The following is a 15869-nucleotide window of genomic DNA, read 5'->3' on the forward strand; positions in this document are numbered from 1 at the left end:
TGACTTGTAAAAACAACACTCAAACTAAAATATAATGATTCATTTCTTCGGAAACCAAAACAGCAAAGTCTTTGCTGTTCAAGCAACAAAAGAATTATCAACGCAAACCATCTCTAAATTGATATGGTTATTTGGCAACCAGCCAAAAATAGAACAAGCATCATTAGATGCTTTTTTTGTTGGTCCTAGAGCTGCTATGATTACTCCATGGAGTACCAATGCAGTGGAAATTACCCAAAATATGGGTATTGCAGGCATTATTAGAATTGAAGAGTTTGAAACTTGCGCATCAGATTTTAAAGGCTTTGACCCTATGATTTCTGAAAAATACAATGGTTTAAATCAACAATCTTTTACCATTGATATTCAACCAGAAACCATCTTAAATATTGAAGATATTGCTGCCTATAACCAACAAGAAGGTTTAGCCTTAAACGAAGAGGAAATTGAATATTTGGAAGGTGTTTCAAAAAAAATAGGTCGACCACTAACCGACTCGGAAGTATTTGGTTTCTCACAAGTTAATTCAGAGCATTGTCGTCATAAAATATTTAACGGAACGTTCATAATCGATGGTGTTGAAAAACCGACTTCATTATTCAAATTAATTAAAGAAACGTCCAAGCAACATCCCAACGATATTGTTTCAGCCTATAAAGACAATGTGGCTTTTATCAAAGGTCCAACAGTCGAACAATTTGCACCTAAACGAGCAGACATACCTGATTTTTATGTCAAAAAAGGTTTTGATTCTGTTATTTCGCTTAAAGCGGAAACACATAACTTTCCAACTACAGTTGAGCCTTTTAATGGAGCAGCAACAGGTTCTGGTGGAGAAATTAGAGACCGTTTAGCTGGTGGAAAAGGGTCTTTACCACTAGCTGGAACAGCGGTTTACATGACATCTTATTCAAGATTGGAAGACAATAGACCTTGGGAACAGAGTATGGAAGCACGTCCTTGGTTATACCAAACACCAATGGATATTTTAATTAAAGCTAGTAATGGCGCATCAGATTTTGGCAACAAATTTGGACAGCCTTTAATCTGCGGTTCGGTTTTAACTTTCGAACACGACGAAAGCAAAAGCACTATTATTAACGGTGAAAAACGAACCAATCGTAAAATTGGTTACGATAAAGTCATCATGCAAGCTGGAGGTATTGGTTATGGGAAAGCAGATCAGGCTATTAAAGACATCCCTAAAGAAGGTGACAAAATTGTAATTCTTGGTGGTGAGAACTACAGAATTGGTATGGGTGGAGCTGCTGTATCTTCAGCAGATACTGGAGAATTTTCTACAGGAATTGAGCTTAATGCAGTCCAACGATCTAATCCAGAAATGCAAAAACGTGCTGCCAATACTGTTAGAGGTATGGTAGAAAGTGAACAAAACCATATTGTCTCTATTCACGATCATGGAGCAGGTGGACATTTAAATTGCTTATCAGAATTAGTTGAAGATACAGGTGGAAAAATAAATTTGGACACTTTACCAGTTGGTGATCCAACCTTATCTGCCAAAGAAATTATTGGTAACGAATCCCAAGAACGTATGGGATTGGTCATTGCTAATAAACATTTAGATACTTTACAACGTATTGCAAATCGAGAACGTTCTCCAATATATACTGTTGGCGATGTTACAGGAGATAACAGATTTACTTTCGAATCTGAAACCCCTGGTAATAAACCAATGGATTTAGCTTTAGAAGATATGTTTGGAAGTTCTCCTAAAACCATAATGCAAGATGTAACTGTAGACCGTAATTATGGTGGGATTTCATACAATCCAGATAATTTCTACGACTATCTAGATCAAGTATTACAGCTAGAAGCTGTAGCTTGTAAAGATTGGTTAACAAATAAAGTAGACCGTTGTGTTGGCGGTAAAGTTGCTAAACAACAATGTGTTGGTCCATTACAACTACCACTTAACAATGTTGGTGTTATGGCTTTAGATTATAATGGAAAAGAAGGTATTGCCACTTCTATAGGGCACTCACCTATTTCAGGACTAATAGATCCTATCGCTGGAAGTAGAAATAGTATTACTGAAGCATTAACCAATATTATGTGGGCACCTTTAAAAGAGGGATTAAAAAGTGTGTCACTATCTGCAAACTGGATGTGGCCTTGTAAAAATGAAGGTGAGGATGCAAGATTATATGAAGCTGTACAAGCTATTTCAGAATATGCGATAGACTTGGGTATCAATGTACCTACTGGAAAAGATTCGCTGTCTATGAAGCAAAAATACCCTAATGAAGAAGTTATTTCTCCTGGAACGGTTATTATTTCTGCTGCAGCAAATTGTAATAATATAAAAAATGTAGTCGAGCCTGTTTTTAAACTTGATGGAGGTAATATTTATTACATCAATCTATCACAAGACGACTTTAAATTAGGCGGAAGCTCTTTTGCTCAAATACTAAATAAAGTTGGTAGTAACACACCAAATGTTAAAGAGGCAACTTATGTTAAAACTGTATTTAATACCATACAGCAATTAATAAATAATAACCAAATTGTAGCAGGTCATGATGTTGCTTCTGGTGGATTAATTACAACTTTACTAGAACTATGTTTTGCAGACATCAATTTAGGTGCAGAATTAGACATAACCTCTTTAAACCAAAAAGATTCTTGTAAAGTACTGTTTTCTGAAAATTCTGGAATAGTGTTTCAATCAAAAGATACATCAATTGAAAAAGTACTTTCTGATGCAAATATTCAGTTTCATAATATTGGAAAAGTTACTAATTCAGATGTGTTAAGTATTATTAATAATACAGAAGTTTTTACAATGACAGTGTCGCGATTAAGAGACATGTGGTATAAAACGTCTTATTTATTAGACCAAAAACAAACAGCAAATAATTTAGCAGAAATACGTTACTTGAATTATGCTAAACAACCTTTAAAATACTACTTTCCTAAACATTTTACTGGGCTTTTACCAAATATAGAAGCAAGCAAATCAAGACCTAAAGCTGCTATATTACGTGAAAAAGGTAGTAATTCTGAACGTGAGATGGCAAATGCCATGTATTTAGCTGGTTTTGATGTTAAAGACGTCCATATGACCGATTTAATTTCTGGACGAGAAACTTTAGAAGATATTCAATTTTTAGGAGCTGTTGGTGGTTTTTCTAATAGCGATGTTTTAGGTTCTGCAAAAGGTTGGGCTGGAGCTATTAAATATAACGAGAATGCCAATAAAGCTATTAACAATTTCTTTAAGAGAGACAACACACTTTCTGTAGGAATCTGTAATGGTTGCCAATTGTTTATGGAATTAAATTTAATAAATCCAGAGCATGATGTGCACGGAAAAATGCATCATAATGATTCTAAAAAACACGAAAGTGCTTTTACCTCAGTTACAGTACAAGAAAATAATTCAGTGATGTTATCAACGCTTAAAGATGCAACATTAGGTGTTTGGATTAGTCATGGCGAGGGAAAATTTCATTTACCTAAATCTGAAAAAGATTATAATATTGTTGCTAAATATGGTTACGATAATTATCCTGCCAATCCAAACGGATCAGATTTTAACACAGCAATGTTATGTGATAAAACAGGTCGTCACTTAGTGATGATGCCACACATAGAGCGTTCTATTTTTCAATGGAATTGGGCAAACTATCCAGACAAAAGGACAGACCAAGTTTCTCCATGGTTAGAGGCTTTTGTGAATGCTAGACTTTGGATTGAAAATAAAAACACAAATTAGTTTAATGATTATAATATTTTTCTTACGTTTATAGGGTAATAATTCAGAAGATCCCTCTATAAATGAATTTTAAATACATAGAATGTGTTAACGATAATCCGTTAATAAACAATTTTTATGAACTCAATGTTGGCAACTCTAGTATACCTTTACATTCTAAAGTAATACCAACTGCCCAGTGCCATATTATTTTTTTAAAGTCATCTACTCCTATTGAAATAGTCCTAAAAAACAATACTTATAAAAATATTGGGTTGGTTGTTTTAGGGCAGTCTTACAAATCCTATCAACTAAATGCCAAAGCTGCATATTATAATTTTGGAATTAACTTTCATCCAACTGGATTATATAAACTTCTAAAAAGAGATATTTCTAAATTAACGGATAAACATGAAAAATTATCAGAAGTGAGTTTGGATTTATTCAATCTATTAAACCCATTATTTGAAGAACAACTAGATTGTAATATACTAGCAAAAAAAATTGAAAAACAACTTTTAAATATAGAAATATTCGAAAACAAGAATACAGAACTTGTAGATGAAGCCATTAAACTTATTTATAATAAGGAAGGTAAAATAAACGTAGACGAATTATTAAAATCTATACCAATTTCTCAAAAACACTTAGAGGTACAATTCAAAAAAATAGTAGGTTTAACTCCTTTAAAATTTATAAAACTTTATAAATTTTTAAACTTAATGAAGAAATACGAATCTAAAAAAGCCTCAATATCTCAACTCATTGAATATTATGGTTATTATGATTTATCTCATTTCACTAAAGACTTTATGCTCTTTATGAATCAGAAACCAACAGAGTACTTCAAATCAGATAACGAATTTTTAAATAATTACTTAAAAAGGTAATATTTACACTTTTAAGTAATTTTTACGATTTTTTACATCTTAAGTATCAAAGTTTTTACATAATTTAGCTAACGGATTTATGCATTTTATTTAATTTAAATGAAAGTTAAGGGATTCATTTAAAAATAGTTAGTTATTAAATAAAAATCAACAAAGCATTTATTCACGCTATCAATCAGTTAGCTGGGAGCTGTTTAAATACAGCTCCTTTTTCTTGTTTATATTTGAAATAGATTTAAAATTTCATACTTTGCAAGACTTAATAACTTCGCACATTAACTAATGATAGAAATTACACGTCTTTTTGATTTTCCTTATTACCAACTAGAAAAATACAACCTTGATGCTGCTTTAGTAACAAAAAAAGATGGCGTTTGGGAGAAAACATCTACTAGAGAGTATCTTGATAAAGCCAATGCAGTAAGTAGAGCATTATTAAAATTAGGTGTAAACGTAAATGATAAAATCGCTATAATATCTTCCAATAACAGAACAGAATGGAATATTATGGATATCGGTATTTTACAATTAGGTGCTCAAAACATACCTATTTATCCAACAATTTCTGCAGAAGATTATGAATATGTTTTAAACCATAGCGAATCAATCTACTGCTTTGTATCAGATAAAGAAGTTTTAGACAAAGTCAATAAAGTTAAAGCTAATACCAAGGTAAAAGAGGTGTATAGCTTTGACCAAATTGAAGGTTGTAAACATTATTCAGAATTATTCGAATTAGGAAAAGACACTAATAACCAAGAAGAAGTAGAAGCTAGAAAAAATGCAGTTAAACCAAAAGACTTAGCAACAATTATATATACTTCAGGTACAACAGGAAAACCTAAAGGTGTTATGCTATCTCATGATAATATAACCAGTAATGTATTAAGTAGCGTGACAAGATTGCCATTATCAGAAGGAAATCCAAAAGTATTAAGCTTTTTACCTATATGCCATATTTTTGAACGTGTCCTTATATATATATATCAGCACGCAGGAGTATCTATTTATTATGCAGAAGGTATAGACAAAATAGGTGACAACGCTAAAGAAATTAAACCAAATTTAATGAGTGTTGTACCAAGACTTTTAGAAAAAGTTTATGATAAAATATATGCTAAAGGTGCCGACTTAACTGGTATAAAAAGCAAATTATTCCATTGGGCAATCGCTTTAGGAGAACAATGGGAACCTTATGGCAAAAATGGCGCATGGTATGAATTTAAACTTAAAATTGCTAGCAAATTAATTTTCAGCAAATGGCGTGAAGCACTAGGTGGAGAATTAACCACTATGGTATCTGGTAGTGCTCCATTACAACCAAGACTAACCCGCGTGTTTTGCGCAGCAGGAATGCAAGTTATGGAAGGCTACGGATTAACAGAGACCTCACCAGTCGTATCTGTTGGTCAATATGACGGTAATATGTTTAAAGTAGGTACTGTTGGTAAACCCATAGATGGTGTAGAGGTTAAAATTGCTGAGGATGGAGAACTTTTAATTAAAGGTAGAAATGTCATGATGGGTTATTTTAAAGACCCAGAAAAAACTGCAAGTGTCATGACTGGCAATTATTTTCATACAGGTGATAAAGGAGAAATAGATCCAGATGGTTTCTTAAAAATTACTGGTCGTAAAAAAGAAATGTTTAAAACCTCAGGAGGAAAATACGTTATACCAACATTATTAGAGAATCAACTAAAACAATCTCGATTTATAGAACAAGTTATGGTGGTTGGTGAAGGCGAAAAAATGCCTGCTGCAATTATTCAACCTAATTTTGAATTTATTCAAGAATGGATAGATAGAAAAGGAAAAAACATTGAAAAAACTAATGCTGTTATTGCTGCTTCTGAAGAAATCATTAGTAGAATACAACAAGAAGTTGACCAATGTAATACACACTTTGGTAAATGGGAGCAAATTAAACGATTTGAGCTAACTCCGGAAATCTGGACAATTGATGGTGGACATTTAACACCTACAATGAAAATGAAACGAGACATAATAAAGGGTATTTATCAAAATTTGTACGATAAAATATACCGTTGCTAAATTGACTAAAGCTATCTTATTTACAGATAGCTTTTTTTATGCACAATTTTAAATTTATTATGCATGCATAATAAATTTTTACTATCTTTGGAAATGTAACTATTAATTACGTTATAACAAATGAAAGATAGAACCATTGATTACATACTCAGAACCACATGGTTAGCAGTCAATAAAATGTATAACGAGGAAGCTGCCAAATTTGGAACCACTATGGCAACTGGTTTTACATTATTAAGTATTGACCCAGAAAATGGTACGCCTTCTACTTCACTTGGTCCTATTATGGGTATGGAAGCCACAAGTCTTTCTAGAATTTTAAAACGAATGGATGAGTTAGACTTAATAGAACGTAAACCAAATCCTAATGATGGACGCGGAGTTTTAATTCACTTAACACCATATGGCAAAGAAAAACGCAAAGATGCAAAAGAGCGTGTATTAGTGTTCAATGAAGCTATTAGAGAACACGTTTCCGAAGAAAAACTAAAACACTTTTATGAAGTTTCAGATACTATAAACGAGTTAATTTCCAATAAAAAAATATATACTAAAGAATCTATAATATAATATGAGCAAACGTAGAATTAAAAAAATAGCCATTATTGGTTCAGGAATTATGGGAAGCGGTATCGCTTGTCATTTTGCTAACATTGGTGTAGATGTTTTATTGTTAGACATCGTTCCTAGAGAATTAAATGATAAAGAAAAAGCTAAAGGTCTAACTTTAGAAGATAAAGTAGTTAGAAACAGATTAGTAAATGATGCTTTAACAGCTTCATTAAAATCTAAACCCTCTCCTATTTACCATCCATCTTTTGCAAGTCGAATTACTACTGGAAACTTAGAAGACGATATTGCTAAAGTTGCAGACGTAGATTGGATTATGGAAGTTGTTGTTGAAAGATTAGACATCAAACAACAGGTATTTGAAAAATTAGAAAAATACCGTACTCCTGGTACATTAATTACATCTAACACGTCAGGAATTCCTATTAAATTCATGAGCGAAGGACGTAGCGAAGATTTCCAAAAACACTTCTGCGGAACGCATTTCTTTAATCCTGCACGTTACTTAAAGTTATTCGAAATTATTCCTGGTCCCAAAACAAATCAAGACGTTTTAGATTTCTTAAATGAATATGGAGAAAAATTCTTAGGTAAAACATCCGTTATTGCTAAAGACACTCCTGCTTTCATTGGAAACCGTATAGGAATTTTCAGTATACAAAGTCTTTTTCACGCAGTTAAAGAATTAGATTTAACTATCGAGGAAGTTGACAAATTATCAGGACCAGTTATTGGTCGTCCTAAATCAGCAACATTTAGAACTGTTGATGTTGTAGGTTTAGATACTTTAGTTCACGTAGCAAACGGAATTAGAGAAAATTGTCCTGATGACGAACGTTCAGAATTATTCAAATTACCTAGTTTCATCAATACCATGATGGAAAACAAATGGTTAGGTAGCAAAACTGGACAAGGTTTCTACAAAAAAAGTGTGTCTGCAGACGGTAAAAAAGAAATATTATCTCTTGACTTAAACACTCTAGAATATCGTTCTGCTAAAAAAGCAAAATTTGCAACATTAGAGTTAACCAAAACAGTCGATAAGGTTGTTGACCGATTTAAAATATTAGTAAAAGGAAAAGATAAAGCAGGTGAGTTTTATAGAAAAAGCTTCACTGCTTTATTTGCATATGTATCTAATCGTATTCCAGAAATATCAGACGAGCTGTATAAGATTGATGATGCCATGAAAGCTGGTTTTGGTTGGGAACATGGTCCTTTCCAAATTTGGGATGCAATTGGTGTAGAAAAAGGTATCGAATTAATGAAAGCCGAAGGTTTAGAGCCTGCTGCTTGGGTAAATGAAATGCTTACTTCTGGTAGTACATCTTTCTACACAGTAAAAGAAGGTGCAACATATTTCTATGATATCCCTTCTAAAACACAAACAAAAATACCTGGTCAAGACAGTTTCATCATCTTAGATAATATTAGAAAAACAAACGAAGTATTTAAAAATTCTGGCGTTGTTATTGAAGATTTAGGTGATGGAATCCTTAACGTAGAATTCCAATCTAAAATGAATACCATTGGTGGAGACGTACTAGCAGGTTTAAATAAAGGTATTGATTTAGCAGAAAAAGATTTTGCTGGATTAGTGGTTGGTAATCAAGGAGCTAACTTTTCTGTTGGTGCAAACATCGGAATGATTTTTATGATGGCTGCAGAGCAAGAGTATGATGAGCTAAATATGGCTATCAAATACTTCCAAGACACTATGATGCGTATGCGTTACTCGTCTATCCCAACTATTTCTGCTCCTCACGGTATGGCTTTAGGTGGTGGTTGTGAATTATCATTACACGCAGACAAAGTTGTCGCAGCAGCAGAAACCTATATGGGACTTGTAGAATTTGGTGTTGGTGTTATTCCTGGTGGTGGAGGCTCTAAAGAAATGGCTTTGAGAGCACAAGACCTTTTCCAAAAAGGAGACGTACAACTTAATGTCTTGCAAGAACATTTCTTGACCATAGGTATGGCAAAAGTATCGACTTCGGCTTATGAAGCGTATGATTTAAACCTATTACAAAAAGGAAAAGATGTTGTGGTTGTAAATAAAGACCGTCAAATAGCTGTAGCAAAACAACACGCTATGTTAATGGCAGATTCTGGTTACACACAACCTGTAAAACGTAAAGATGTAAAAGTATTAGGTAAACAAGCATTAGGTATGTTTTTAGTAGGGACAGACTCTATGCAAGACTCTAACTACATCTCAGAACACGATATGAAAATTGCTAACAAATTAGCTTACGTCATGGCTGGAGGTGATTTATCAGAACCAACTTTAGTTAGCGAGCAATATTTATTGGATTTAGAGCGTGAAGCTTTCTTAAGTTTATGTACAGAACGTAAAACTTTAGAGCGTATTCAACACATGTTAACCAAAGGAAAACCACTTCGCAACTAGTTGCGAAAAGTAAAAAGGGAAAAGTAATTAGGGATTAGAAAATCACTAACTACTAATTACTAAAAACTAAATACTAAAATAAAAATGAAAACAGCATATATAGTAAAAGCATACAGAACAGCAGTTGGTAAAGCACCAAAAGGCGTGTTCCGTTTTAAAAGAACTGATGAATTAGCTGCAGAAACTATCAAATACATGATGAAGGAACTGCCTAATTTAGATCCAAAACGTATTGACGATGTGATTGTTGGTAACGCAATGCCAGAAGGCTCTCAAGGTTTAAACATGGCACGTTTAATCTCTTTAATGGGATTAGATATTGTAGATGTTCCTGGAGTAACTGTTAACCGTTTTTGTTCGTCTGGAGTAGAAACAATTGGTATGGCAACTGCAAAAATACAAGCCGGAATGGCAGATTGTATTATTGCTGGTGGTGCAGAAAGCATGAGTAGTGTACCAATGACAGGTTTTAAACCAGAATTAAATTACGACGTTGTAAAATCTGGTCATGAAGATTATTATTGGGGAATGGGAAATACTGCAGAAGCTGTTGCAAAACAGTTTAAAGTATCTCGTGAAGATCAAGATGAGTTTGCATACAATTCACATATGAAAGCATTAAGAGCGCAAGCTGAAAATCGTTTTCAAGATCAAATTGTACCAATTGAAGTAGAACAAACTTATATTGATTCAAACGGAAAAAAAGCAACCAAATCTTACACAGTAACTAAGGATGAAGGTCCACGTAAAGGAACTAATCTTGAAGCTTTAGCAAAACTTAGAGCAGTATTTGCTGCTGGAGGAAGTGTTACAGCTGGTAATTCATCGCAAATGAGTGATGGCGCAGCTTTTGTAATGGTTATGAGTGAAGATATGGTTAAAGAACTAGGTTTAGAACCAATTGCAAGAATGGTAAACTATGCTGCTGCAGGAGTTGAGCCTCGAATTATGGGTATTGGACCAGTAAAAGCCATTCCAAAAGCATTAAAACAAGCAGGTTTAAAACAAGACGATTTAGCGTTAATTGAATTAAATGAAGCGTTTGCTTCTCAATCATTAGCTGTAATTAGAGAATTAAACCTTAATCCTGATATTATTAACGTCAATGGTGGTGCAATTGCACTTGGTCATCCATTAGGATGCACAGGAGCTAAACTATCTGTACAACTTTTTGATGAAATGCGTAAGCAAGACATGAAAGGTAAATATGGTGCAGTTACTATGTGTGTTGGTACTGGGCAAGGTGCTTGTGGAATATTCGAATTTTTAAACTAATAAAAAACTTAATACAAAATAATAAAATGGAAGCAACTGAAAAAGACATCTTAAGAGGAGGGCAATTCCTTGTAAAAGAAACAAATTGTGAAGACATTTTTACTCCTGAAGATTTTTCAGAAGAGCAAAACATGATGAAAGAAGCGGTAATGGAATTTAATGACCGCGAAATTATTCCTTATAAAAATAGATTTGAAGCTAAAGATTATGCATTAACAGAAGACGTGATGCGTAAAGCTGGAGAACTTGGCTTTTTAGGAGTTGCAGTTCCTGAAGCCTATGGTGGATTGGGAATGGGATTTGTTTCCACGTGTTTAACTTGTGATTATATTTCTTCTGGAACTGGATCTTTTAGTACTGCTTTTGGTGCGCATACAGGAATTGGTACGATGCCAATTACTTTATATGGTACCGAAGAACAAAAACAAAAATATGTGCCAAAACTAGCTACTGGAGAGTGGTTTGGTGCATACTGTCTAACAGAGCCTGGTGCAGGTTCTGATGCAAATTCTGGTAAAACAACCGCAGAATTAAGTGCAGATGGAAAATCATACAAAATTAACGGTCAAAAAATGTGGATTTCAAATGCAGGTTTCTGTAGTTTGATGATTGTTTTTGCACGTATCGAAGATGATAAAAATATTACTGGTTTTATCGTAGAATATGACCCAGAAAACCCTAATGGAATTACTTTAGGTGAAGAAGAGCATAAATTAGGTATTCGTGCATCTTCAACTAGACAAGTATTTTTTAACGACTGTGTAGTACCTGTAGAAAATATGTTAGCAGGTCGTGGTGAAGGATTTAAAATTGCCATGAATGCACTAAACGTTGGTCGTATAAAATTAGCTGCTGCATGTTTAGATTCTCAAAGACGAATTTTAACAACTGCTGTTAATTATGCTAACGAGCGTAAACAATTTAAAACGCCTATTGCAGACTTCGGTGCTATTAAAACCAAATTAGCAGAAATGGCTGCTAGTGCTTATGCTGGAGAGTCTGCAACGTACAGAGCTGCAAAAAATATAGAAGACAGAATAGCTTTAAGAGTTGCTGGTGGAAACACACATCAAGAAGCAGAATTAAAAGGTGTTGAAGAATATGCAATAGAATGTTCTATCTTAAAAGTTGCAGTGTCTGAAGATGTACAGAATTGTGCAGATGAAGGAATCCAAATATTTGGAGGAATGGGATTCTCTGAAGAAACACCAATGGAAGCAGCTTGGAGAGACGCACGTATCGCTCGTATTTACGAAGGTACTAATGAGATAAACCGAATGTTAGCGGTTGGAATGCTTGTTAAAAAAGCAATGAAAGGGCATGTTGACCTATTAGGCCCAGCTCAAGCAGTTCAGGAAGAATTAATGGGTATACCATCTTTTGACACACCTGATTACTCTGAATTATTTTCAGAAGAAAAAGAAATGATTAAAAAGCTAAAAAAGACCTTTTTAATGGTTGCTGGTGGAGCAGTTCAAAAATACGGACCACAATTAGAAGATCACCAACAGTTATTAATAGCAGCTGCAGATATTTTAATTGAAATCTATATGGCAGAATCTGCAATTTTAAGAACAGAGAAAAACGCAAAACGTTTTGGTGAAGAAGCACAATCTGCACAAATCGCTATGGCTAAATTATACTTATACCACGCAGTAGATACTGTTGAAGAAAAAGGAAAAGAAAGTATTATTTCTTTTGCAGAAGGTGATGAGCAACGTATGATGCTAATGGGTCTTAAGCGTTTTACAAAATATGCTAACTATCCAGATATCGTAGATTTACGTATTGAAATAGCAGAAAAAGTTAAAGCAGAAAACAAATACTGCTTTTAATAGTTAAGTTTTAGTTTTAATTACCCCTAAAAAAGCTGTTTTATAATGAAACAGCTTTTTTATTTCGTTAAAAAAACCACCCTTGTTGGAGTGGTTTTCTAATTTTCATTAATTTAGAAGAAAATTAGTCAAAATGAAAAAATTAATACTCCCTATACTCCTACTTTCAATTTCAGTTTCCTTAGCTCAAACTAATCAAAAAATATATGATATAATCGAATCTGTTTCAGCAGAACGAATCGAGAAAAACATACAAACATTAGTCGATTTTGGTACTAGGAATACGTTTAGTGATACTATCTCAGAAACCAGAGGGATTGGTGCAGCACGACGTTGGATAAAATCGGAATTTGAAACCATTTCCAAAAACTGTAATAACTGCTTAAACACGTTTTATCAAAAAGATTTTGTGACTAAAGAGGGGAATCGTCGTGTGCCTCATGATGCTTGGATAGTTAATGTTGTTGCTATTCAAAAAGGAACAAAATATCCAAATCGCTACATTATTATAAGTGGTGATATCGACTCCAGAGGTAGTGATACTATGGAGTTTACTAAAGATGCTCCAGGCGCAAACGATAATGCTTCTGGCATGGCAGGAACTATTGAAGCTGCTAGAGTACTGTCAAAATATAAATTTGAAAACAGCATTGTTTATGTTGGTTTATCTGGTGAAGAACAAGGATTATTTGGTGGTGCAGGATTAGCAAAATATGCTCAAGAACAAGGATGGGACATTATTGGAATTTTAAATAACGACATGATAGGAAACATCAAAGGTGTAGATGGCGTAATAGATAATCGCACATTTAGAATTTTCTCAGAACCTGTTCCTCCTACCGAAACTGAACGCGAACGTACTTTAAGACGTTTTTATGGTGGTGAAATTGATGGAATATCGCGTCAACTAGCACGCTATGTGCATAAAAACGTAAAAACCTACATGCCTGAAATGAATCCGATGATGGTTTACCGATTAGATCGCTTTGGACGTGGTGGACACCATAGACCGTTTAACGACTTAGGATTTGCTGGAATCAGAATCATGGAAGCTCATGAAAATTACACACAACAACATCAAGATATTAGAGAAGAAGATGGTATACAATATGGAGATGTCATAGAGCATGTTAATTTTGATTACGCCAAAAAATTAACAGCAGTTAACGCCATAAATTTAGCTAGCTTAGCTTGGGCACCTCCTGCTCCTAAAACAGTTGCTATTGGTGGTATTGTTGAACCTTCAGTTAAACTTAAATGGGATAAAGTAGAAGGTGCAGTTGGTTATAAAATTTATTGGCGTGACACCACCTCTCCTACTTGGGATAACAGTCGTTATGTTGGTGATGTATCAGAATTTATGCTAGATGGTATTGTTATTGATAACTATTTCTTTGGGATTGCTTCTGTAGGTAAAGACGGTTTTGAAAGTCCAGTTGTATTTCCTAATAAAATCTTTAGATAATAAAAAATGAAAAACACACCATTTTCTTTAATTATGTTAGCTTTTTTGATGGCTAATACAATGTTTGCACAATTACTTCAAGAGAAAGAAAATTTTACAAGACAAGACACATTACGTGGCAGTATTACACCTGAGCGAGACTGGTGGGATTTAACGTATTATCATTTAGATATTACAGTCAGCCCAGACGACAAAACCATTTCGGGAGAAAACACCATTCAGTATAAAGTATTACAACCAAACCAAATTTTACAAATCGATTTGCAACCACCTCTAGTATTAACTAAAGTGACTCAAAACGGAAAATCGTTAGACATAAAACATGATGGAAATGCGCATTTTGTAACACTAAAAGATCAGCAACACATTGGTGACATAAATAGTGTTATAGCTTATTATGAAGGAACACCTCGAGAAGCAGTTCGCGCTCCTTGGGATGGTGGGATTTCTTGGAAAAAGGACAATAATGGAAATCATTTTGTAGCCTCGTCCTGTCAAGGTTTAGGAGCCAGCGTATGGTGGCCAAACAAAGATCATATGTATGACGAAGTTGATAGTATGCTAATAAGCGTAGAAGTGCCAAAAGGATTAACCAATGTATCTAATGGGAGACTTAGAAACGTTAAAGAAAAAGAAAACTCAACTACATTTCATTGGTTTGTAAGTAATCCAATTAATAATTATGGTGTAAATATTAATATTGGTGATTACGAAAATTTCTCAGAAGTTTATAAAGGTGAAAAAGGCGATCTGGATCTCAATTATTATGTTCTAAAAGACAATCTTGATAAAGCCAAAGAACACTTTAAAGACGCACCAAAAATGATGAAAGCATTTGAGCATTGGTTTGGACCTTACCCTTTTTATGAAGATAGCTTTAAGCTTGTCGAAGTGCCTTATTTAGGTATGGAGCATCAAAGCTCTGTTACCTATGGAAACCAATATAAGAAAGGCTATTTAGGTAACGATTTATCAAGAACTGGTTGGGGTTTAAAATTCGATTTTATTATTATTCACGAAGCTGGACACGAGTGGTTTGCTAATAATATAACTAACGTAGATATTGCAGACATGTGGATTCATGAAGGATTTACAGCCTATTCTGAAAATTTATTTTTAGATTATTATTATGGAAAAGAAGCATCTGCAGACTATGTAATAGGTACACGTGCAAATATTCAAAATGATAAACCTTTAATTGGTAAATACAATGTCAATAATGAAGGCTCTAGCGATATGTATTACAAAGGTGCTAATATGTTGCATACTTTACGACAGTTAGTGGATGATGATAAAAAATGGCGACAGATTTTAAGAGGTTTAAATTCAAACTTCTATCATCAAACCGTTACTACAAAACAAATTGAAAACTATATAGCAGAACAATCTGGCTTAGAGCTGAAAGGCTTTTTTAATCAGTATTTAAGAAGTACAAAAATCCCTGTTTTAGAATATAAAATTGAAGATAAAAAGCTCACTTATAAATGGAATAATATTGTTGAAGATTTTAAAATGCCAATACAAGTTGAAATTGATGGACAAACACAATGGATTAACCCTTCATCAAAAAATCAAACTTTAAAATTAAAATCTAAAATTCCTGAAATCAAAATAGATAGAGATTTTTATATCGAAGTGAAAGCAATTTAAA

9 protein-coding genes are annotated in these 15869 nt (G+C 33.7%); all 9 read left to right on the forward strand.

The annotated features are described in order from the left end of the window. The first annotated feature begins 34 nt into the window (after positions 1 to 34). Positions 35 to 3739 carry a phosphoribosylformylglycinamidine synthase gene (gene purL / locus Ollyesu_RS00860; protein WP_279301930.1) on the forward strand — a complete coding sequence of 1235 codons (3705 nt, stop codon included), beginning with the start codon at positions 35 to 37 and terminating at the stop codon, positions 3737 to 3739. Positions 3740 to 3801: 62 nt separating this feature from the next. Beyond that, entirely contained in the window at positions 3802 to 4608 is an 807-nt protein-coding gene (locus Ollyesu_RS00865) for a helix-turn-helix domain-containing protein (RefSeq protein ID WP_279301931.1), read from the forward strand. 282 nt (positions 4609 to 4890) lie between these two features. Then, a complete protein-coding gene (locus Ollyesu_RS00870; RefSeq protein ID WP_279301932.1) occupies positions 4891 to 6663 on the forward strand; it encodes an AMP-dependent synthetase/ligase in 1773 nt (590 codons plus the stop codon). A 120-nt stretch (positions 6664 to 6783) separates the two neighbouring features. After that, a complete protein-coding gene (locus Ollyesu_RS00875; protein WP_279301933.1) occupies positions 6784 to 7233 on the forward strand; it encodes a MarR family transcriptional regulator in 450 nt (149 codons plus the stop codon). Position 7234: 1 nt separating this feature from the next. After that, a complete protein-coding gene (locus Ollyesu_RS00880) occupies positions 7235 to 9643 on the forward strand; it encodes a 3-hydroxyacyl-CoA dehydrogenase NAD-binding domain-containing protein (RefSeq protein ID WP_279301934.1) in 2409 nt (802 codons plus the stop codon). Positions 9644 to 9727: 84 nt separating this feature from the next. Next, complete coding sequence (locus Ollyesu_RS00885) at positions 9728 to 10918, forward strand: acetyl-CoA C-acyltransferase (protein ID WP_279301935.1); 1191 nt, start codon at positions 9728 to 9730, stop codon at positions 10916 to 10918. 26 nt (positions 10919 to 10944) lie between these two features. Beyond that, entirely contained in the window at positions 10945 to 12753 is a 1809-nt protein-coding gene (locus Ollyesu_RS00890; protein WP_279301936.1) for an acyl-CoA dehydrogenase family protein, read from the forward strand. Positions 12754 to 12886: 133 nt separating this feature from the next. Then, positions 12887 to 14218 carry a M28 family metallopeptidase gene (locus Ollyesu_RS00895; RefSeq protein ID WP_279301937.1) on the forward strand — a complete coding sequence of 444 codons (1332 nt, stop codon included), beginning with the start codon at positions 12887 to 12889 and terminating at the stop codon, positions 14216 to 14218. A gap of 6 nt (positions 14219 to 14224) precedes the next feature. Further along, complete coding sequence (locus Ollyesu_RS00900) at positions 14225 to 15868, forward strand: M1 family metallopeptidase (RefSeq protein WP_279301938.1); 1644 nt, start codon at positions 14225 to 14227, stop codon at positions 15866 to 15868. The last annotated feature ends 1 nt before the right edge of the window (position 15869 follow it).

Origin of the sequence: Olleya sp. YS (genome assembly GCF_029760915.1) — a bacterium.
GTDB lineage: Bacteria > Bacteroidota > Bacteroidia > Flavobacteriales > Flavobacteriaceae > Olleya.